Genomic DNA, 20,373 nt, shown 5'->3' with positions numbered 1-20,373 from the left:
TAGCACGTCCAAAATTGCCGTGCATCGGCGCATGGCATAACAATGCGCACAACAATATCAATCCGGGGAGGCAAACTCATGCGCGCGATCGCGATCACTCTGGCTGCCATCGTCACGGCGGCGACGCCGGCGGCGGCCGATTATCTCGTCAAGGAGGTCGGCAGCTTCCATGTCGGCGGCCGCACGGAGACGCTGAACGGACTTGCCTCGAAGGAGATCGTGTTCTCGCCCGGCGCGCCGCCGATCAAGGTCGATCCGAACGGCGAGTTCGAGGTCGAGCAGATGTATGTGCAGTACGTCAAGCAGGCCGCGCCGAAGTCGAAACTGCCGCTGCTGCTCTGGCATGGCGGCGGCTTGTCGGGCGTCACCTGGGAGACCAAGCCCGACGGCAAGCCGGGCTGGCAGCAGTTCTTCCTCAACGCCGGCTATGACGTCTACGTCTCGGATGCGGTCGAGCGCGGCCGCGCCTCCTGGGCGCGCTATCCGGAAATCTTCAAGAGCGAACCGTTCTTCCGGCCGAAGAAGGAAGCCTGGGAGCTGTTCCGGATCGGGCCGGCTTACGAGGTCGGCGGCAAGCGCGAGGCGTTCGACGGCGAGCAGTTTCCGATCGAGGCGTTCGATCAATTCGCCAAGCAGGGCATCCCGCGCTGGGCGACCAATGATGCGGCGACGCAGAAGGCCTATGACGCGCTGGTGCAGAAGGTGTGCCCGTGCATCGTCGTGGTGCACAGCCAGGGCGGCAATTTCGGCTTCACCGCCGCGCTCAACGCGCCCGACAAGGTGAAGGCGCTGATCGCGATCGAGCCCTCGGGTGCGCCCGATCCCGCCAAGGCCGATGCCGCCAGGCTGAAGGACGTGCCGCATCTGATCGTGTGGGGCGATTACATCGACCGCGTGCCGGTGTGGTCGAAGCTCGTGGTCAATCCGACCAAATGGAGCCAGGCGATTGCCTCCGCCGGCGGCAAGGTCGATACGTTCGAGCTGCCCAAGATGGGGATCAAGGGCAACACCCACATGATGATGATGGACCGCAACTCCGACGACATCGCGAAGCTGGTCAATGACTGGATCGAGAAGCAGGGGCTGCGGTAGGGTGGATTAGCCGATAGGCGTAATCCACCGACGCGTATCGCGGCGAAGGATGGCGGATTACGCTAACGCTAATCCGCCCTACAACCGCTTCTCGAAAAACAGATCCGGATACGGATCGTCGTTGAACCGCGGGATCTCGGTCCAGCCGGTGCGGCGATAGAGCTGGCCGGCCTCGGGGAGCGCGCTGTTGGTGTCGAGCCTGAGCACCGCGATGCCGAGCTCGCGCGCGGCGGCCTCTGCCGCGTCCATCAGGCGGCGGCCGAGGCCGAGGCCGCGCGCTGACGGCGCGACCCACAGCCGCTTGATCTCCGCGATCTCGCTGCCGCTGCCTTTCAGGCCGACGCAGCCGATCGGCAGGCCGTCGGACATCGCGACGACAAAACTGCCGCGCGGGCGCACCATGTCAGCAGCATCGGGGTCGCGCGACAGCTTGACGTCAAAGCCCTGTTTGAAGCGGCGCGCGAGCTCGGCGTAATATTCGCCGAGGCAGTAGCGCGCCTCGTCGCCGCGCGGATCCATCTCGCGCAAATCTGTCGCGTCGCGGCCGAGCGCCGACGCGATCAGGTCCATCGCCGCCAGCAAGGCTTCGCGTTGCGTGTTGCGGGCGAGAAAATCCTCCGCCTGGCTGTTGGAGAGCGCCTCATAGGCACTGAACTCGCGCTTGCCCGCGCGCGTCAGCTTCGCGACGCGTCGGCGGGCGTCGTCGCCATGCGCTGATGTCTCGATCAGTCCTTCGTCTTCGAGACTGCGGAGCAGGCGGCTCATCAGGCCGGAATCGAGTCCGAGATAATCCCTGACCTCGCCGACCTCCGAGCGCCCATGCCCGATCGCATTCAGCACCCGCGCCGCGCCGAGCGGCCGGCCACGGCCGAGGAACGAGGTGTCGAGCGCGCCGACGGCTCTTGTGACGGCGCGGTTGAAGCGGCGAACGCGGGTGACGGGGTCAAGCATGATATCTGACTTTAGTCAGATATTATCGGCAGGTCAACAAGCTTCGGCCTTGTGCCGGGCATCCACGTCTCGGTTCCAAAGACGTGGATGGCCGGGACGAGCCCGGCCATGACGAAAGAGAGATGCATGCGTCGGGCGCTCACGTCGCCTTCGCCCGCTTCGGCCGCCGCACCGCGCGCAGCTTGCCGCTGCCGCCACCGCCGCAGAAGAAGGTATCGCCGCCGTCGCTCTCCATGCCCGACACGCCGGTGCCCGCGGGCATTTCCAGCCGCTCCAGCACTTTTCCCGTTTGCGGATCAATACGCCGGATGTCGCTCTCCTCGCCTTCCCAGGTGCCGTGCCAGAGCTCGCCATCGACCCAGGTGACGCCGGTGACGACGCGGTTGCTCTCGATGGTGCGCTGGATCGCGCCGGTCTCGGGATCGATCTGGTGGATCTTGCGGTCGCGATGTTGGCCGACCCACAGCGATCCTTCCGCCCAGGCCAAACCTGAATCGCCGCCGCCGCCGGGCGCCGGAATCGTGTGCAGGATACGGCCACTGGCCGGGTCGATCCTGTGGATGCGGTCTTCGGCGATTTGATAGAGGTGCTTGCCGTCGAAGGCGGTGCCGGCATGGGAGGCGACATCGATCGTGCGCTGCGGCTTGCCGCTGTCCGGATCGAGCGCGATCAGTTTGTCGCCCGAAGCGATCCAGACATGCCGGCCGTCGAAGGTCACGCCGTTGACGCGCGCGGCCTCGGGATAGGGGCCGTATTCGCGGAGGATTTCGGCTGAAGAAGTTTTCATGGCTGCACTCTCAATTGCCGGGGGCATGATCATCATCTAGTCGCTCGGCAGCGGACCCGGGAGTAACAAGGTTGTCGTGAAACCCGCGACCTGCGCCGTCATCCAGCGTTGTGCGCGGCCGCGGCCGTAAGCCTGCACCTTGCCCGCGACCGCAAGCTGGTCGAGCGCGCGCTGCACCGTGCGCGGACTGGCGCCGAGCGCGAGCGCCAGCGCCGAGCTCGACCACGACTCGCCGTCGGCGAGGAAGGCGATCACGGCGGCATGCTGATCCTCGACCGGCGGCGCCAGCACGACGATCCCGGCTGCGCGGCGTGGCGTCAGCGCAAAGCCCTGCGCCGTCGCGCTCACGCTCGCCAGCGGCCGCAGTTTGGTGCGGAGCCGTCCGATCTCGACCCGCAGCCGCGCGCGATGCGATTCATCGGCGCGCTTGGCGCGGAACACGCGCCGGACCAGCTCGTCGCGTCCGAGGTCGGAAGGCCAGGCTTCGCCAAGCGCCCGCGCCAGCGCGAGCAGGACAGGGCGCTTTGCCAGCGACACCACTTGATCCCCACCGCGCACGACATGCCGGCACGCATCCACGACAACAGTGTCGGATGTCAGCACCGCTTCGACGTGGTCGAGCTGCAGCTGCTTCTCTTCACCGTTCGCGATCAGCCGCGCCACCGGCATGTTCAGCGCGTGCAGCGCGCCGTCCACCTCCGCGATCAGGGCAGGGATGCTGGCCTCCAGCGCAGCCTGCCTGGCCCGCATCAGCGCCGCCCGCGCGGCCTTCGCGCGAATCCGCCGCATTGCAATTCCTGCAACGACCAGATCATGCGCCGCGCGCGAGGCCGGCGGCAGCGGCGCCACGTCGAGGCCGTCGAGCGCGCGCTCGGCATCGTCGAGCCGGCCGATCAAGAGCAGACGCCGCACCTCGAGATGCCTGGCATGCGCGGCGTTCAGGCGATCGCCATGCCGTTCCAATGTTGCACGCGCTGCACCAAGGGCCTGCGGCGACCAGCCGAGATCCCGCGACACCAGCGCGATTTCGGCCTCCGCGACGACGCAGCGCGCCCGCGCCACGGTTTCACGGGAACCGAACGCACGCGCCGCGCTTTGCAACAGAGCCTTCGCGCGCGCGTAATCGCCGAGCTGGGCCATCGCGATGCCGCGAAGCGCAAGCGCCGGCGGGTCCTCGCGCAGCGCAACCCGCTTCAACACGCCGAGGAGATCTCCCGCGGCGAGGGCCCGCGCTGCCGCCGTGATCAGCGAGTCCATCGAAATCCCGTCACACTTGTCACTCCCACCGCCTCGATGTGGCGCGTTAAGCCAAGGTCACGAACCATAGGAAGGAAGCTACACCATGAACACGCCAAACATCGTCTCACCCCAGGAGTGGACAGCCGCGCGTGAAAAACTGCTCGTCAAGGAGAAGGAACTGACCCGCGCCCACGACGCACTGGCCGCCGAGCGGCGGCGGATGCCGTGGCAGGCTGTCGACAAGACATATACGTTCGATGGTCCCAATGGCAAAGCGAGCCTCAACGACCTGTTCGAGGGGCGACATCAACTCGTCGTCTACCGCGCCTTCTTCGAGCCCGGCGTCCATGGCTGGCCGGAGCATGCCTGCATCGGCTGCTCCATGGTCGCCGACCAGGTCAGCCATCTCAGCCATCTGCACGCCAAGGACACGTCACTGGCCTTCGCCTCGCGCGCGCCGCAGGCCGATATCAAGCGGCTGCAGGCGAGGATGGGGTGGGAGCATATCCCCTGGTACAGCATCACGGACAATTTCGACCTCGATCACGGCGTCGACCAGTGGCACGGCCACAACGCCTTCATCCGCGACGGCGACCGCATCTTCCGCACCTACATGATCAACAGCCGCGGCGACGAGGCGATGGGCACGGTGTGGAGCTATCTCGACATGACCGCGCTCGGCCGCCAGGAGGAGTGGGAGGATTCGCCGAAGGGCTATCCGCAGACCCGGCCCTACAAATGGTGGAACTGGCACGACAGCTACGTCCCCAACGCCGCGCCCGATCCGAAATGGGTCGCCGTGTCGGATGCCGGCGAGGCCGCGTTCCGCAAGCGGAACGGGTAGGTCTTCAGGTAGGCACGGCCGAACGCGAGGAGATGCATGATGTCCAGCACGATGGATGCAATTGCCCCAGATGTTCGGCCGCGCCCTGCGCATTGGCTATCACTAGCGGCGGCACCAACTTTCGCCGTCATGGCGCTGGTCACCGGTCTTCATGACGGCAATATGCCCGCGATGCTCTGCGCGTCCGATGCATCGCCATTCACCGGCATGGTCGCGATGTATCTCCTGATGTGCGCCTTCCATCTGCCGCCGTGGCTGCGGCTGGTCACGAGATGGCGCGAGGACTCGTAGGGTGGGTAGAGCGCAGCGAAACCCACCATTCGTGCCGCGTGGCGAGATGATGGGTATCGCTTCGCTCCACCCATCCTACGAAGTCAAAGCATCCCTTATGCTCTGCATAAGCTCCCAAAGCTTCACTTATAGAGGCGAACGCCGCATGCTCGGGCAGTGCAATCGAGCAAGGCGAGACGAGGGACATGAGCAGGGAGGTCGTGATCCGGCCTGCGGCGGAAGCCGACATGGCCGAGGTGCAGCGGATCTACGCGCCGTATGTGCTGACGGGACTGGCGACCTTCGAGGAGGTGCCGCCGACCACTGACGAGATGCGCGCACGTCGCGCCGCCGTGGTCGCGGCCGGACTGCCCTTTCTCGTCGCCGAGCTCGGCGGGCAGGTCGTCGGCTATGCCTACGCGACCTCCTATCGGCCGCGGCCGGCCTATCGTCATACGATCGAAGACTCCGTCTATGTGTCAGACACGGTGCACGGGCGCGGCATCGGCGCCGCCTTGCTGCACCAGCTGATCGCGCGCTGCGAGGCGGGGCCGTGGCGGCAGATGCTGGCCGTGATCGGCAACAGCGCCAATGCCGGCTCGATCGCGCTGCATCGCCGGATGGGCTTTCAGCCGGTGGGCACGCTTGCCTCGGTTGGCTTCAAGCTCGGGCAATGGGTCGACACCGTGCTGATGCAGCGCGCGCTCGGCCCCGGCGCGGCCACATCGCCGGGAGACGTCGCGACGTGATCGCGCGGCGGGTCGTAGTCGCCCTTGGATTGGCCCAGCTGATCTCCTGGGGCGTTACCTACTATCTGATCGGCGGCTTTGGCGAAGAGATCGCCGCCGATCTCGGCTGGAGCCGCGACATCGTCTATGGCGGCTTTGCAATGGCGCTCCTGGTGATGGGCGTCACGTCGCCGCTGGTCGGAAAATGGGTCGATCGCCGCGGCGGCCGCGACGTCATGGTCACCGGCGCGCTGGTCAATGCGGCCGGTTGTACCGGACTCGCGTCAGCGCAACAGACGAGCCTCTATTTCGCCGCCTGGATGGTGCTCGGTGTCGGCATGCGGCTGACGCTGTACGATGCCGCCTTCGCGGCGCTGGCGCGGATCGGCGGACCCGACGCACGCCGGGCCATGGCGGAGATCACGCTGCTCGGTGGACTCGCCGCCACGGTGTTCTGGCCGCTCGGCCACATCCTCTCGCAGCATTTCGGCTGGCGCATCGCGCTCTTCGTCTACGCAGCCGTCGCGCTGCTGACGATCCCGCTGCATCTCGCCATCCCGACGCATCGATACGCCGGCGTGCCGCGTCACGACGATCCCGAACGGCGAAAGCTGCGCGCGTCCGATCCGCGCAGCGTGCTGATCGGAGGAGGGCTCTATGCGGTGATCGCGACCGGTGCCAATTTCCTCAACGCCGGCCTGTCCGCGTACATGATCGCCGTGCTCACGGGTCTCGGGCTCAGCGCCTCAGTTGCAGTGTGGATCGCAACATTGCGCGGCGTCGGACAATCGGCGGCGCGTCTCTGCGAAGTCCTGTTCGGCAGACGGATCGATCCCGTCGCGCTCAACCTGGCGGCCTGCCTGATCACGCCGCTGTCCTTCATCGCCGGACTGTTCAGCGGCGCCTCGACCGCGATGGCAATTGCCTTTGCGCTGCTCTACGGCGCCTGCAACGGCATCCTCACGATCACGCGCGGCACCTTGCCGCTGGTGCTGTTCGATGTCGGGAGCTACGGCACGCTGGTCGGCCGCCTCATCGTGCCGAGCTTCATCCTGCCGGCGGCGGCCCCGCTGGTCTATGCCGTCGTCATCGACCGCATCGGCAACGCTGGCGTGCTGTATTTGTCGACCGGCATCGCCTGCGTGACGCTCGTTGCGGCGGTGTTGTTGTGGATGCTGTTTCCTCGGACGGAGAAGCCGTAGCCCGGATGGAGCGAAGCGCAATCCGGGGCGGTCGATCTGCGGAGAAGCTGTCCCGGATTTCGCTGCGCTCCATCCGGGCTACGGACTTCCGGCGCGGCGCGCTTCGGCATCCATCACTTCGCCAGCGTCAGCGTCGGCTTGCCCTTCTCGACGATGTATGTCGCAAGCTCGCTCGCATTGTCGTTCCCGACATTCTTCGCCGCGTGCACGGTACCCGCCGGAATGAACAGCACGTCGCCGGCCTTCAGCGTGGTCGGCTTGCCGGCCACGTCGTATTCGATCGTACCCGACAGCACGTAGATGATCTCCTCGCCGGGATGGGTGTGGTTGGGGAAGGCGATACCGGGCGCGAGGTCGACGCGGACCTGGATCGCTTCGCGGCCGGGTGCGCTGAGGTCGCGGCGCTGCAAATCGGTGCGGGTGATGCCGGCTTGCTGCGCCTGGGCGCTCGGGATGGTGAGGAAACTTGCGGCGAGCAGGGCGGCGCGGGCGAGGACGCGCGCCTTCAAGAGGCTGGTCATGACGAATTCCTTTGTCTGGTCCGGACCGCGGACTTGGCCGTGATGCGGCCGGTCCGCGTCGGGGAGGTAGATTGGCATGGCGTATTGTCCGCGCTGCCGCGATCAGGCGAGCGTCGTGGTCACGTCGATGTTGCCGTGGACGGCCTTGGAGTAGGGGCAGATGCCGTGCGCGGCCTCGATCAGCTCCTCGGCAACCGCGCGGTCGATGCCGGGCAGGCTGACGTTGAGACGGGCGCGCAGGAAGAAGGATCCGCCGGCCTGGTTCAGGTCGATCTCGGCATCGACAGCGGGCTCAGCGGGCAGCTTCACTTTGCGCTGGGCTGCGGCGAGCTGGATCGCGCCGAGATAGCAGGCCGACCAGGCGGCGCCGAACAGGTTTTCGGCGGCCGGATGCGGCTGCGCCAGCTTGACGTCGACGAAGCCGTCGGCCGAGCGCGCGGCGCCGTTGCGGCCGGCGGTGGTGTGGGTCTTGCCGGTGAAGAGGACCTTCGCGGCGGTTGATGTTGCAGTGGCGGTCATGGCGAACTCCTTCTGGTGAATATTGATCGTGTCCGATTTAATCTGATGCGATGTGAAATAGGCCGGTGTCTCGACCAAGTCAAGCTCTTCCGATTTAATCGGATACGATATATATTGCCGGCGAGATCACAAATTCCGGAGGTTCCCCGTGACCCGTGCCCCGAAAGCCGCCCCGCGCGAGCGAAAACTTTCGAATTTCCTGTGCTTTGCGGTCTATTCCGCCAATCTGGCGTTCGGCCGGGCCTACAAGCCGATCCTGGATGCGGTCGGGCTGACCTACACCCAGTACATCACGCTGGTGGCGCTGTCGGAGGAGGACGAGCAGACCGTCAGCGCGCTCGGCGAAAAGCTGTTTCTGGAATCCAACACGCTGACGCCGATCCTCAAGAAGCTCGAGCAGATGGGCTACATCGCGCGCCGCCGCGATGCCGCCGACGAGCGGCAGGTGCGTGTCAGCCTGACGCCCGCGGGCCGCAAGCTGATCGAGAAGGATATCGGCCATCCCATGGTCGCAGCGACCGGCCTCGGCGACGAATTTCCGGTCGTGCAGCAGACGGTGAGCCGGCTGCGCGACAATCTCCTGCGCAGCACCGGGGGCGAGGGGGCAAGGGAGGGTGGACGTCAGCTCGCAAAAAAGTGAGGCTCGGATGTCGGAATCCGGTCTGTCCCGTTCGTCTTCATTCCGAACGGGAAGACAGGGAGATCAGGAATGACCAATTCGAGCTATCGCTGGGTGATCGTGGCGGCAGGTGGCACGCTTGGCTGCGTTGCGATCGGCGGCATGTTTTCGTTGCCGGTGCTGCTGCAGCCGATCGCGCACGACACCGGCTGGTCGGTGACGGGCATATCGAGCGCGATGACCATCGGCTTCCTCGCGATGGCCTTCTCAAGCATGATCTGGGGCACGCTGTCCGACCGCATCGGGCCGCTGCCGGTGGTGCTGACCGGCTCGATCGTGATTGCGCTGAGCCTTGCGCTCGCGAGCATGGCGACATCGCTGATCGCGTTCCAGTTCATCTTCGGCCTGATGGTCGGCGGCGCAACGGCCGCGATCTTCGCGCCGATGATGGCGACGGTGACGGGCTGGTTCGATACCCATCGCAGCCTTGCGGTGTCGCTGGTCTCGGCCGGCATGGGCATTGCGCCGATGACGATGGCGCCGATGGTCGCCTGGCTGGTTTCGCACCATGACTGGCGGACCTCGATGCAGATCGTCGCCGGTATCGTCGCCGCGATCATGATCCCGGCGTCGCTGCTGGTGCGCCGTCCGCCGGCCCTGCAGGCCGCTGCCGCTTCGCCAGCGGGCGGCCCGGCCGCGTCCGGAGAGATGTCGATGGCGCAGGCGCTGCGCTCGCCGCAATTCATCATCCTGCTCGCGACCAATTTCTTCTGCTGCGCCACGCATTCCGGCCCGATCATCCACACCGTCAGCTATGCGGTGAGCTGCGGCATTCCGCTCGCGGCGGCCGTCACGATCTACAGCATGGAAGGCTTTGCGGGACTGTTCGGCCGCATCGGCTTCGGCCTGCTCGGCGACCGCTTCGGCGCCAAGCGCGTGCTGGTGTTCGGTCTGCTGGCGCAGGCATTCGGCGCGCTCGGCTACGTCTTCGTGCGCGAGCTCGCCGCATTCTACGCAGTCGCCGCGGTGTTCGGCTTCATCTATGCCGGCACCATGCCGCTCTATGCGGCGCTCGCGCGCGACAATTTCCCGCTGCGCATGATGGGCACTGTGATTGGCGGCACCGCGATGGCCGGCAGCCTCGGCATGGCGACCGGCCCGCTCGCGGGCGGGCTGATCTACGACACCTTTGCGAGCTACGCATGGCTCTATATCGGCTCCTGCATCATGGGCCTCGGCGCGTTCCTGATCATCATGAACTTCAAGCCGATCCCGAAGGTCGAGCCGCAGCAACCGATGCCGGCGCCGGCGTGAGGCGCTAACTTTCGGAGCGGATCAGCTTGATATCCTGGTCCGCGGCCCAGGCGGCGACGTCCTCGCGCTTCAGGGCGGTGGCCATCAGGTCGGGAAACTGATCGGGCGTGCAGGCGAACACGGGGATGCCGAGGGCTGCGACCCTGGCCGAGAGCGCGGGATCGTAGGCGGGGCGTCCGGTGTCGGTCAGCGCCAGCAGCACGATCACGTTGACGCCGCGCACCGCGATCCGCGCCAGCCGGTCGACCAGCGCATCGGCATTGCCGCCCTCATAGAGGTCGGTGATCAGGATCAGATGGGCTTTGGTCGGCCGCTCGATCTTGTCCTCGCAATAGGCCACCGCGCGGTTGATGTCGGTGCCGCCGCCGAGCTGGACGCCGAACAGCACCTCGACGGGATCGGCGAGCTCCTCGGTGAGATCGACGATCGCGGTGTCGAAGCAGACGAGCTTGGTCGCGACCACCGGCAGCGAGGCCATCACCGCCGCGAAGATCGAGGCATAGACCACCGAGGTCGCCATCGAGCCGGACTGGTCGACGCACAGGACCACCTCGTCGAGATCGACGATCCGCCGCTGGTGGCGCATGAAGCCGATCAGCCGCTCCGGCACCACGGTGCGATGCTCGGCCTGATAGTGGCGCAGATTGGCCTTGATGGTGCGCGGCCAGTCGATGTCGGAAAAGCGCGGCCGGTGAGTGCGTTGCGACCGGTTCAGCGCGCCACGGATCGCATCCGCGGTACGCCGCTCGAGCCGCTCCATCAGCTCCTTGACCACCTTGGCGATCACGACCCGCGCGGTCTCCTTGGTCTTGTCGGGCATTACGCCGCGCAGCGAGACCAGGTCTGCGATCAAATTGACGTCGGCCTCGACGGTGGCGAGGAATTCCGGCTCGATCAGCATCTGGCGCAGGCCCTTGCGCTCGAAGGCGTCCTTCTGGATCACCTGCACCACGGGCGCGGGGAAGAATTCCCTGATGTCACCGAGCCATTTCGCCACCCGCGGCGCCGATCCGCCGAGACCGCCACGGCCTTTCTTCGGCGCCTCGTCGCCGTCGCCATAAAGCGCGGTGAGCGCCTCCGACATCCGCCGGTCGCTGTCGGACAGCGCGGCGCCTTCCGCCTCGGGATCGACACCGAGCGCCAACGTCCAGCGGCGGTTGCGTTCGTCCATCTCGCTCATCGCGGCGCTCCGGATGTGAGGAGTTCGATCACGCGGGCCTGGTGCTTCGGCCAGAGGTCGGAGGCGCCTGGAATCAGCCGATACCCCTTGGCGCCGCCGCCGCTGCGGCCGAACAGGGAGTCCATCAGCCGACGCCGCTCAGTGCGGTCGAGCGCTGCGAACACGCGTCGGAACAGCGGCAGATTGGCGGTGAAGGTCTCCGGATCCAGCGTCATCAGCCAGCTATCGACCGCGCCGCGCAGCGCCGCATCATGGATCAGCCGTTGACCTGCGCCCTCGAAGAAACCTTCGAAGAAGCCGGCGGCGTCCGCGACCGCCGTGCCCGGCGACAGCATCCGCGCCAGCAGCTCGGCGGCGGCATCCGCGGTCAGCAGCTCGACCTCGTAGAGCAGCCGCGCGGCAGCGCCGGCGACGAGCCGGCTCACCTGGTTGTCACGCAGCAGCGTCTGCAGCGCGTCGCGCCAGCCGGCCACCACGTCGGCTTCGAGTTGGGCAAGCTGGATCGCGCCGTCAGCCGCGAGCATCGCGCCGCGCAGCTTGGCGGCGGCCGCCGCGTCGAGATTGCGCGCGGCATAGGGCAGAGCGAGCGCCGCCTGTATCACGATGCGCGGCATCAGCGCGGCGAGATGTTCGACCGTTCCGGCGCGCGCCTCGCCATAGCGCAGGATGTCGGCCATCGGCGGAAGCGCGGCGAGGAGGGCGTGGCAATCGCTGGTCAACGCGGCCTTCGCTTCCAATGCCGCGATGCCGAATTCGGTGGCGCGCGGCAAGTCGGCAATCATCGCATTGCGCACCAGCGTCGCCAGCGTATCGAGCTCGGCGGCCTCCCGCATCGCATCGGTCACGCGCCCGCCCGCGGCATCCGCAATGGTCGAGCCGTGGATCAGATTCTCGACCAGCCGCACCGCGAATTCCGGCTCCCAGCGCAGCTGCCAGTTCTCGCGGAAGGTGCCGCGACTGCGCCCGGCATCGGTCAGCCGGCCCCAGGGCACGTCGAGCAGATTGAGACGGTGCAGCAGCGTCGAGCGCTGCAGGCCGCTGTCGCTGCGCAGATCGAGCGTCAGTGGCCGCTCCAGTGCCTCGGGCTTCAGCCGGCACGCCTTCTGCTGGCGCTGCAGATCCTCCAGCAGCGGCGCGAGCGGCGTGCCGGCGGGAATCGACCCGACGCCGGCGCCGATCAAGAGTTCGTTCGCGACGTCGTTCCACAATGCACGCTCGCCGCCGCACAGGCAGGCGATTGCCGCCTCGCGCAATTCCTCGAAGCCGGGCGAGGGACGGTCGCGAAGTGCTGCGAGCGTGGTCCCGAGCCGCAGTGCCTCGATCACGGACGCGGTCGACACGAAGTGTCCGCGGTCGCGCAGCACGCGCGCGACCTTGGCGAGCCATGTCGAGCCGCGATCGGTGCCGTCGCGCGTGTCCCAGACATGCGCGCACCAGCCGGGCGCAACGACGCCCGCGCCATAGCCGCTGGCGCGCGCCAGCCGCGGTGCGGTCCATGGCGCCCAGGTCGCCTTGATCTTCGCCTTCGGCCGTCCCTTTAGCAATTCCTTGTCGGAAGCGAGGCTGCGGCGTTCGCTCAGCGCCGGCACGTGCCAGGCGCCACACACGACCGCGATCGCGCCGTCGCACTCCTTGGCGGTCTTCGCGATCTCGATCCGCATGTGCGCTTCCCGCGCGGCCTCGCGGGTCGACAACGGACCGGACTCCGCGCGCAGCGCCGTCATCGCATCGGCGACGGCCGCGAACACGGGACCGGACTCCGGATTTTCCTCGATGACGTCGGACCACCAGGATTCGCCGTCGTCATAACCCGCAGCCGTCGCCAGCGCGCCGATCGGATCGCGGCTGATCGGATCTTCTTCAGTAGGGACGGCGGCTTCGTCTACAGCGTCGCTGCTCGCGACGCCGAGACGATCCGACGCCGGCAGATCGATGAAGCGCGGCGCTGCACCGTGGCGCACCGCCCAGCGCGCGGCGCGATATTCCGGCGAGTAGTCGGCGAATGGAAAGAAGCTGGCGTTGGCCGGATTGTCCTCGGCATAGGTGAGGAGTGCCACCGGCGTCGTCATGTCAGGGTCTGCGAGCATCGGCAGCAGATCCGACGCGTCCGCCGGCCCTTCGATCAGCACCGCAACCGGCTTGAGCGCGTCGAGCGCTTCCTCCAGCCGCCGGGCCGAGCCCGGGCCGTGGTGGCGAATGCCGAACAGGAAGATCTCGCCGGGCATGGCTTGTCAGATCAGGTCAGTGAGGGACGCGTAGTAGCCTTCATAGCCGCGCCGCTTCTTCAGCACGGTCTCGAGATATTCGCCGAGCACCGCCGTATCTTGCACGGGATCCTTCACGACCGCGCCGATCATGTTGCTGGCAAGCGTCTCCGGGGTCAATCGGCCGTCGTTGAAGAATGTCGCCTGGCTGATCCCGCCGATCATCACCGCGATCGCTTCCGCGGTCGACAGGCCGCCGGAGGGCGATTTCAGCGCGACCTTGCCGTCCTCGGTGGTCCCCGAGCGCAGCTCGCGGAAGATCGAGACGACGCGCGCGACCTCTTCGGCGACGTTCTTCGGCGCCGGCAGATCGAGATTCTGCGCCATCTCGCCGACGCGCTTGACGATGATCGCGACTTCCTGCTCGGCATTGTCGGGCAATGGCAGAACGACCACGTTGAAGCGCCGCTTCAGCGCCGAGGACAATTCGTTGACACCCTTGTCGCGGTTGTTGGCGGTGGCGATGATGTTGAAGCCGCGCTGCGCATAGACGGCGGTATTAAGCTCCGGGATCGGCATCATCTTTTCCGACAGCACGGTGATCAGCGTGTCCTGCACATCGCTGCCCATCCGTGTCAGTTCCTCGAAGCGGCAGAGTTTTCCATTCTCCATCGCGCGCATCAGTGGGGTGGGGACGAGCGCATCGCGGCTCGGGCCGTGCGCGAGCAACTGGGCATAGTTCCAGCCATAGCGGATCTGGTTCTCATCAGTGCCGGCCGTGCACTGGATGACCATCGTCGAGTCGCCGGTGATCCCTGCTGCGAGATGCTCGGAGACCCACGACTTCGCGGTGCCGGGCACGCCGAGCAGCAGCAGCGCGCGATCAGTGGCGAGTGTCGCGACCGCAGTTTCGATCAGCCGCTTGTCACCGACATATTTCGGCGTGATCACGGTTCCGTCGGCGGCCTTGCCGCCCATCAGATAGGTCACGACCTGGCGCGGCGACAGCGCCCAGCCGGGCGGGCGGTGACCACCATCGGCAGCGAGCGCCTTCAGCTCGGCCGCATAGCTTTGCTCGGCCGGCAATCGCAGTTTTTCGCTCATGGCTTTGCTCCATTGTCGTCCAACGCGGCGTTGAGCCGCAGCATGTCGAGGCGCGGGTCGCCCTGCAGCAGGCCCGCGCCGGTCAATCGATCCAGGATCTGCCGCGCTGCCGCGCGCGAGACGATCAGGCCGAGCGCGTGCAGCTCGACTGCCTGGTCCGACGGCTTCGCATCGTCGCGGCGGAGGGCTGTGATGAGTGCCGTGCCTGCCGGTGCCGCCAGCGGATCGTCGAGCCGCGCGGCCGGCCCTGCGATCAGCTTCGCGATCTCGAAGCGCAGCTCGCTTGCGCGCAGCGCCGTCTCGGTCCGCCTTGCCCGTTGGCTTGGCGCGAGCCGCGGAACCAGCGTCAGCACGATGTTGATCCTGCCTTGCTCGGCCACGAGGTCGGCGGCCGCCGCAACCAGCGCATCGGTGCCGGTTTGCACGATGGCGTTGACCAGGCCGACGTCGGCGGCCTTGTCCTCGCCCCAGCTCCAGATCGTGACTAGCTCCTGCGGCGTCAGGCCGAGGGCCGTGGCGAGCGAAGTGACATCCGCGCCGTCGAACAAGGTCTGCCGGCGCTGCAGCTGCGCTGCCGTCTTGGTGTTCTCGAACTGGATCACGCGCGAACGACGCAGCAGGCCCTTTGTCTTGACGCTGAAAAACCCCGCAAGCTCGGCGGTATCCTCACCTGGCGAGGCGGCATGGCCGAGGCGCGCGAGCAGCGATGTCGCGAGCGCCTTGACCTTGGACGCGCGATCGTTCGCCGCGAGCCCTTCGAGGAAGGCAGCGTCACCGTCGGACAGTTCATCAGACAGCAGCGCCAAGAGGCGGAGCCGCACATCAGCATTCTCCTGCCCGAGCTTGGCCTCCATGACGGCGCGAGCCGCAGCCGGATCGCGCCGCCGCAGCGCTGTCAGCGCGACCTTGCGGGCGGCCGGCCAAAAGTCGTCCCAGTTCTGCGCCGTGATGAGGTCGCCGATCGGCTGCCGGCTGACGGCGTTGGCGGCTGCGATGTCGGCCCAGTCGCGCCACGAGGCGTACACATCGGGGGCGTCATCGTCAGCAGCCGCGGGCATCCAGTCGGCGGGATGCGTGGTGAAGCCGCGCGCGGCGAGGAAGTGGATCAGCTCGGTTCGGGATTGCGCGTCCTTGTTGGCCGTCAAGATTCGACGGACCAAAGACCGAAGCGCATCGGGGACGGTCGGCAATGCAAGGGTAGGGATATCAGGCAGCACATGTAGCGTCGCCGGTGGCTCGGCCGTGACCGCAACACCAAGGAACTGGCCCGACAGGGCGAGCAAACGCAGCTCCGCTTCCGCCGGCTCATTGCCGAGCTCGTCACGCCACATCGCAGCGGCAGGCGCTGCGGCCGATCCCATCGTCCAGCGTGTCAGGACCGCGCCCATCGTGTCGAAGATCGCGTCAGTCATGGCCGTCGATCCGTCCCCAGCGCGTCTGCGCAGCCAGGATGGTAAGGCGATTGCCGGACCAGATGGCGGCGGTTCGTTCGAGATCGGTGCCGCACAGCAGGCCCTCGGCACTGCCGGCGACCGGCAGCGTGGTCGAGCCGTCGGCCGACCGCCACCACGAATGCCCGGCGTCGTCGCGCGCGATCCGTCCCGCCGGCAGCAGCACCGGGATATCCAGCGTCCAGGGTTCGGCGAGCAGCGGCGCGGACAATGTGTCGGTGAGCGCGGCCTCCGGTGTCGGCCACGACGTGGCATCAGCCGCCGTGTCGCGCGAGATCAGGAGCGCCCGCAGCGGCTGCTGCGCAGGATAGAAAGCAAGCTCACCCCGAAATCGCTCGCCAGGTGCGAACACGGAGCCGCGGCGCCCTGCGCTTGCCGGGAAGAAGTCGAGCAGCATCGCAAAGCGTGGACCGGCCTCGCTGAGATTGAGCAGCCACGTGGTCTGCGACACCAGGCCGTCGCGGCGGGTCTGAACCTGTTCGGCCAGCACCTCCCACTGCGACGGCACGCGCAGCGTCTCCGGACCGGCGAGCACGGCGTCGCGGGTTTCCGAGGCGGCGACGGCACGGCGAAGCGCGGCGTCGCGCGGGCTGGCGCGGAAGGCGCGCGCCAGCAGCACCAGCTTGCCGAGCTCGACCACGGCGCCGCGTGGGCGGTCGCCTGCGGGGAGCGCGAGCAGACGACCGGGCAGCTCGTCGATCCGCCCTGCGAGCACCGCAGCCTTGCCGTCGACCAGGCGCGCGGCGATGCGCCGACACCGCGCGGTCACATCGTCGATGAAGGGCGCAAGTCCCATGCGCAGCTGATCGCCGATCCATTGCTCGAGCGCGTCGAGTGCATCCAGGATCGCGCGCTCGGTGTCCTCGCTGCGTTTTGCGGCAGCAGCCTCGCGCCGCGCGATGTCCTTGGGATCGTCGGCCGCTTCCGGCTCGACAAGTTGTGCCGCGCTGACATCCTTGTCGCCGGCAGGCTGAGCATTGGGGGCGGGGGCTTTGGGCGCACCGCCGCTGCTGCGCCGCCGCCCGAGCCAGTCGCTGACCCAGGGCGGTGTCTCGGCCGATGGGAATGGCGCCTTTGCCTCGGCCTTCAGCCACAGCAGGCCGAGCACATGCTTGCAGGGAAATTTTCGCGACGGGCAGGTGCACTTGTTGCCGAGGTCGCGCAGATCGGCCATCACGCGATAGGGATTGGCGCCGGAGCCCGCGCACTCGCCCCACGCCAGCGCGCCATCAGGGCTCATCCCGAGCCCCGACCATTTGGCCGGCTTGGCAAGCCCCGCCGCCGCCTTGAGCGAGGATTGGTCGGTGGCGAGTTGCTCGATCGTCTTTAGATCAATCGCCACGCAGCGGTCCCAATCGAATCCCGGACCGGCAGTATATCGGCCGGCAATGAAAGCTCAATGTCGCCACCACCATGAAACCGCAGCGTGTGGGTCTCGACAGCCCAGCCATTCCCGTGGCGCGGTGCCAAGTCTTCCCAAATATGGCAGCATCCTCGTCGATTTCCATTGAGGGATGACACCGATGTCGCGCGTTTCGATCAAAACCAGGGCCGATCTGCCGCCCGCGCTCCAGCCGCTGTGGGACAAGATGACGACCTATGGCGCATTCGAGAATCAGGCGGGCGTGATGGCGCATCGGCCGCCGATCTTCAAGCATATGTGGTCGCTGCTGGTCGATCTCGCCGATGAGGCTGTGGTATCGAAGCGTCATCTCGAGCTCGCGCTGGTGACGGTGTCGCTGCTCAACAAATGCGACTATTGTGTCTCGCATCATGCGCCGAAGCTCAAGGTGCAGGGCGTGTCGGAGGAGGGCGCGGCGCGCCTGCTCGACACCAAGGATCATCCCGAGCTCGATGATCTCGACAAGCTCGTGGTCGAGTATTCGATCGCCGTCACCAACAACTGGAACAAGACCCGCGACGAGATCTTCGATCGCCTGCGTGCGCATTTCTCGGAGGCGCAGATCGTCGAACTGACCTGGCGTATCGCGCTGTGCGGCGCCTTCAACCGCTTCAACGATATTCTGCAATTCGACATCGAGCAGGGCGTGCCGCACCGCGAGGCGGCGGAGTAGCGCCGGGCCGCCGGTCTGCATTCCGAATGCTGTTGGTGGGCAGTGCAGCATGGCCATTGCCCCAGCTTGAGCCATTGGCCAGAATCCGAGAATTGGGATAAACCGTGTCGCGCTGAGGTGTACTGATCCACCGATGGAGCAATCGGCGTGGAACATCTGCACGACATGGGCCTCTTCGTCGAGGTCGTGAAGGCGAGGAGCTTCCGGCGCGCGGCCGAGACGATCGGCATGCCGAACTCGACGGTCTCACGGCGGGTCAATGCGCTGGAAAAGGCGGTTGGCCTCAGGCTGCTGAACCGCACCACCCGCAAGATCGAGCTGACCGAGGCCGGCCAGCTCTATTTCGAGCGCTGCAAGCGGATTGTCGCCGAGGCGAGATTGGCGCATGAGCAGCTCTCCGAGACGCTGGCGCAGCCGAACGGCACACTGCGCGTCTCGCTGCCGGTCGATTTCGCCACCATCTATCTGACGCCGCTGGTCGCCGAATTCGCCCAGCGCTACCCCGCCATCCGCTTCGAGTTCGACCTGACGCCGCGGCGGGTCGATGTCGCCGCCGAATCCTTCGACGTCGCGATCCGCATGGAGGAGATCACCAATTCCGGTGTGTTCGCGCGCCAGCTGGCGCGCATGCCGCGCTATTTCTACGCCTCGCCGCGCTATCTCGCCCGCGCCGGCGAGCCGAAGGAGCCGAGCGATCTGGCGACCCATGACTGCCTGTGCATGCCGCGCGCCGACCACTGGACGCTCGACGACGGCAACAAGAAGGTCGAGGTCGCCGTCGACGGCCGCTTCACGCTCAACAGCGTCAACATGATCCGCCGTCTGGCGACGCTCGACCTCGGCATCGCCTTGCTGGCGGAGGAGATCGTCGCCGATGATCTCTCGAGCGGCCGCCTGCGCCGCGTGCTGCAGCGCTGGCACGGCGCCCCGGTCCCCGTCTATGCCATCACGGAGACGCGCATCGTGCCGGCCAAGGCGCAGCGCTTCATCGAGTTTTTGCAGGAGCGGCTGGGACGCTAACGCTCTCTTTTTTTGAGCATGATCTCCGCGCAAACGCCTTCGGCGTTTGTCGCGAGGGAAAACCGCTCCACACTTTTCCGGATCATGCTCAATCGTCCGGCAATGCGAACACCTCGCAGGGTGTTGCGATCCCGCGCAACTCGTGAGTGCCGAGCGCGATGAGAGGCATCTCGGTCTCGGCCGCCAGCGCGCCCGAGACGAGCACCGATTTGCCGAGCGGCTTGCACAACCCTTCCAGCCGGCTGACCAGATTGACCGCCCGGCCGATTGCGGTGAAGTCGAGCCGGTCGGCGGCGCCGATATTGCCCCAGAGGATTTCGCCGAGATGCAGCGCCGCGCCGAACGACAGCGGCGGCAATCCCTTGGCGCGCCGCTCCTGGTCGAGATGCGCCATGCCCGCGCGGGTCGCCGTGATCGCGCGCAAGGCGGACTCGCACGCATTGCGCGGCGCGCCGCCGGTGACGGGAAAGATCGCCAATAGGCCGTCGCCGATGAACTTCAGCACCTCGCCGCCGAAGGCATGGATCGCGCCGGCGATGCGGTCGAACCACGCATCGAGCGCCAGGATGACTTCCGCCGGCGGATGATCTTCGGACAGCGCGGTGAAGCCGCGCAGATCGGCGTAGAGCAGGGCAGCCTGAATGGTCTCGCCGATATCGCGCCGGAGCGGCGCGCCGAGCACACGCGCGGCGGTGCGCTTGCCGAGATAGGCTTCCACCGTCGCCGTCAGCGTCGCGCGCGCGGCGAGCACCGCAAGCGGCGCGGCGGCGAAGCGTGCAGCCTGATGCAGGGCAGCGCTCTCCTCGGGCGTAAACGGGCGCGATCCGGTCCAGCTTAGGGTCGGCGCGCCTTGCGCTGATCCGATGGTGTCGACATGAACCGGACCGGCGGCAAAGCCGGCGAGCAGGGGACGGTTGCCGCCACCTGGCTGCATCGCGCCCGGTTCGATCGCGGGGGCTTCCGGCGCAAATCCCAACGCCTCGATGACCTCGCCGCTTGCAGCGCGCCATATCCAGCTGCGGCGGGCGATCAGGGGATGCGGAACCTCGAGCGTGAGCGTGCCGTCGGCCAGCGGCAGACCGTCGGCGAGCAGATGGGTACCCAATTCCGCCAGGAAGCGGTCGGCACGCGCGGTCTTCGCGGCGGAATCGACGAGCCAGGACAAGGTGGGGGACAGTGGGAACGGCGATTGCATTGCATCATCATGGCGCCCGCGCCCTACCATTGTCACGCGCTATCCCTACCTATTGCGT

Annotated in this window: 20 protein-coding genes; 9 read left to right on the top strand and 11 right to left on the bottom strand. The window is 67.0% G+C overall.

Annotated elements, in window-relative coordinates; genetic code table 11:
* The first annotated feature begins 78 nt into the window (after positions 1-78).
* Positions 79-1,092, top strand: a complete 1,014-nt coding sequence (locus tag JQ604_RS29810; RefSeq protein WP_212364267.1) for an esterase — start codon at positions 79-81, stop codon at positions 1,090-1,092.
* A gap of 78 nt (positions 1,093-1,170) precedes the next feature.
* Here JQ604_RS29810 and JQ604_RS29805 read toward each other — a convergent pair whose 3' ends face one another.
* The 3 genes from JQ604_RS29805 to JQ604_RS29795 all read right to left on the bottom strand — a co-directional run bounded on the left by JQ604_RS29805 (position 1,171) and on the right by JQ604_RS29795 (position 4,087).
* Positions 1,171-2,043 (bottom strand): bifunctional helix-turn-helix transcriptional regulator/GNAT family N-acetyltransferase, encoded by an 873-nt coding sequence (locus JQ604_RS29805; RefSeq protein WP_212364266.1) that lies wholly within the window; start codon positions 2,041-2,043, stop codon positions 1,171-1,173.
* 139 nt (positions 2,044-2,182) lie between these two features.
* Positions 2,183-2,830, bottom strand: a complete 648-nt coding sequence (locus JQ604_RS29800; protein ID WP_212364265.1) for a Vgb family protein — start codon at positions 2,828-2,830, stop codon at positions 2,183-2,185.
* Between the two features lie 36 nt (positions 2,831-2,866).
* Entirely contained in the window at positions 2,867-4,087 is a 1,221-nt protein-coding gene (locus tag JQ604_RS29795) for a helix-turn-helix domain-containing protein (RefSeq protein ID WP_212364264.1), read from the bottom strand.
* Positions 4,088-4,172: 85 nt separating this feature from the next.
* On the opposite strand from JQ604_RS29795, the gene JQ604_RS29790 reads away from it, so the two are divergent.
* The 4 genes from JQ604_RS29790 (at position 4,173) to JQ604_RS29775 (ending at position 7,113) form a co-directional block, all read left to right on the top strand.
* A complete protein-coding gene (locus JQ604_RS29790) occupies positions 4,173-4,913 on the top strand; it encodes a DUF899 domain-containing protein (protein ID WP_212364263.1) in 741 nt (246 codons plus the stop codon).
* 39 nt (positions 4,914-4,952) lie between these two features.
* Positions 4,953-5,204 carry a hypothetical protein gene (locus JQ604_RS29785; protein WP_249158840.1) on the top strand — a complete coding sequence of 84 codons (252 nt, stop codon included), beginning with the start codon at positions 4,953-4,955 and terminating at the stop codon, positions 5,202-5,204.
* Between the two features lie 185 nt (positions 5,205-5,389).
* On the top strand, positions 5,390-5,932 hold the full coding sequence (locus tag JQ604_RS29780) for a GNAT family N-acetyltransferase (protein ID WP_212364261.1): 543 nt from the start codon (positions 5,390-5,392) through the stop codon (positions 5,930-5,932).
* Positions 5,929-7,113: an MFS transporter gene (locus JQ604_RS29775; RefSeq protein ID WP_212364260.1), complete on the top strand. Its 1,185-nt coding sequence runs from the start codon at positions 5,929-5,931 to the stop codon at positions 7,111-7,113. The genes JQ604_RS29780 and JQ604_RS29775 overlap by 4 nt, the downstream gene beginning before the upstream one ends.
* Positions 7,114-7,226: 113 nt before the next feature.
* Here JQ604_RS29775 and JQ604_RS29770 read toward each other — a convergent pair whose 3' ends face one another.
* Both JQ604_RS29770 and JQ604_RS29765 read right to left on the bottom strand, forming a co-directional pair.
* On the bottom strand, positions 7,227-7,634 hold the full coding sequence (locus JQ604_RS29770) for a cupin domain-containing protein (RefSeq protein ID WP_212364329.1): 408 nt from the start codon (positions 7,632-7,634) through the stop codon (positions 7,227-7,229).
* 102 nt (positions 7,635-7,736) lie between these two features.
* Entirely contained in the window at positions 7,737-8,153 is a 417-nt protein-coding gene (locus JQ604_RS29765) for an Ohr family peroxiredoxin (RefSeq protein ID WP_212364259.1), read from the bottom strand.
* A gap of 148 nt (positions 8,154-8,301) precedes the next feature.
* On the opposite strand from JQ604_RS29765, the gene JQ604_RS29760 reads away from it, so the two are divergent.
* Together JQ604_RS29760 and JQ604_RS29755 are read left to right on the top strand one after the other, a co-directional pair.
* Entirely contained in the window at positions 8,302-8,793 is a 492-nt protein-coding gene (locus JQ604_RS29760) for a MarR family winged helix-turn-helix transcriptional regulator (protein WP_212364258.1), read from the top strand.
* Positions 8,794-8,862: 69 nt separating this feature from the next.
* Positions 8,863-10,086: an MFS transporter gene (locus JQ604_RS29755; protein ID WP_212364257.1), complete on the top strand. Its 1,224-nt coding sequence runs from the start codon at positions 8,863-8,865 to the stop codon at positions 10,084-10,086.
* A 4-nt stretch (positions 10,087-10,090) separates the two neighbouring features.
* Here JQ604_RS29755 and JQ604_RS29750 read toward each other — a convergent pair whose 3' ends face one another.
* The 5 genes from JQ604_RS29750 to JQ604_RS29730 are packed head-to-tail and all read right to left on the bottom strand — an operon-like array spanning position 10,091 to position 17,367.
* A complete protein-coding gene (locus JQ604_RS29750; RefSeq protein ID WP_212364256.1) occupies positions 10,091-11,266 on the bottom strand; it encodes a VWA domain-containing protein in 1,176 nt (391 codons plus the stop codon).
* Positions 11,263-13,491 carry a DUF5682 family protein gene (locus JQ604_RS29745; RefSeq protein ID WP_212364255.1) on the bottom strand — a complete coding sequence of 743 codons (2,229 nt, stop codon included), beginning with the start codon at positions 13,489-13,491 and terminating at the stop codon, positions 11,263-11,265. The genes JQ604_RS29750 and JQ604_RS29745 overlap by 4 nt, the downstream gene beginning before the upstream one ends.
* A gap of 6 nt (positions 13,492-13,497) precedes the next feature.
* Positions 13,498-14,574 carry an AAA family ATPase gene (locus JQ604_RS29740; RefSeq protein WP_212364254.1) on the bottom strand — a complete coding sequence of 359 codons (1,077 nt, stop codon included), beginning with the start codon at positions 14,572-14,574 and terminating at the stop codon, positions 13,498-13,500.
* Positions 14,571-15,986, bottom strand: a complete 1,416-nt coding sequence (locus tag JQ604_RS29735) for a DUF5691 domain-containing protein (RefSeq protein WP_212364253.1) — start codon at positions 15,984-15,986, stop codon at positions 14,571-14,573. Before JQ604_RS29735 ends, JQ604_RS29740 begins: the two co-directional genes overlap by 4 nt.
* Positions 15,979-17,367, bottom strand: a complete 1,389-nt coding sequence (locus JQ604_RS29730) for an SWIM zinc finger family protein (protein WP_212364252.1) — start codon at positions 17,365-17,367, stop codon at positions 15,979-15,981. Before JQ604_RS29730 ends, JQ604_RS29735 begins: the two co-directional genes overlap by 8 nt.
* A 181-nt stretch (positions 17,368-17,548) precedes the next feature.
* Between JQ604_RS29730 and JQ604_RS29725 the strand changes: the two genes are divergently transcribed.
* The gene (locus JQ604_RS29725; RefSeq protein WP_212364251.1) at positions 17,549-18,100 is read left to right on the top strand and encodes a carboxymuconolactone decarboxylase family protein; all 552 of its coding nucleotides are present in this window, start codon (positions 17,549-17,551) and stop codon (positions 18,098-18,100) included.
* A gap of 147 nt (positions 18,101-18,247) precedes the next feature.
* The gene (locus JQ604_RS29720) at positions 18,248-19,120 is read left to right on the top strand and encodes a LysR family transcriptional regulator (RefSeq protein ID WP_212364250.1); all 873 of its coding nucleotides are present in this window, start codon (positions 18,248-18,250) and stop codon (positions 19,118-19,120) included.
* Between the two features lie 88 nt (positions 19,121-19,208).
* On the opposite strand, the gene JQ604_RS29715 is transcribed toward JQ604_RS29720, so the two are convergent.
* Positions 19,209-20,315 (bottom strand): adenylate/guanylate cyclase domain-containing protein, encoded by a 1,107-nt coding sequence (locus JQ604_RS29715; RefSeq protein WP_212364249.1) that lies wholly within the window; start codon positions 20,313-20,315, stop codon positions 19,209-19,211.
* Between the last annotated feature and the right edge of the window lie 58 nt (positions 20,316-20,373).

The organism is Bradyrhizobium jicamae, assembly GCF_018130695.1.
Classification (GTDB): Bacteria; Pseudomonadota; Alphaproteobacteria; order Rhizobiales; family Xanthobacteraceae; genus Bradyrhizobium; species Bradyrhizobium jicamae_B.
The sequence above is the reverse complement of the archived record's forward strand: the minus strand, read 5'-3'. Positions and strand labels throughout refer to the sequence as shown.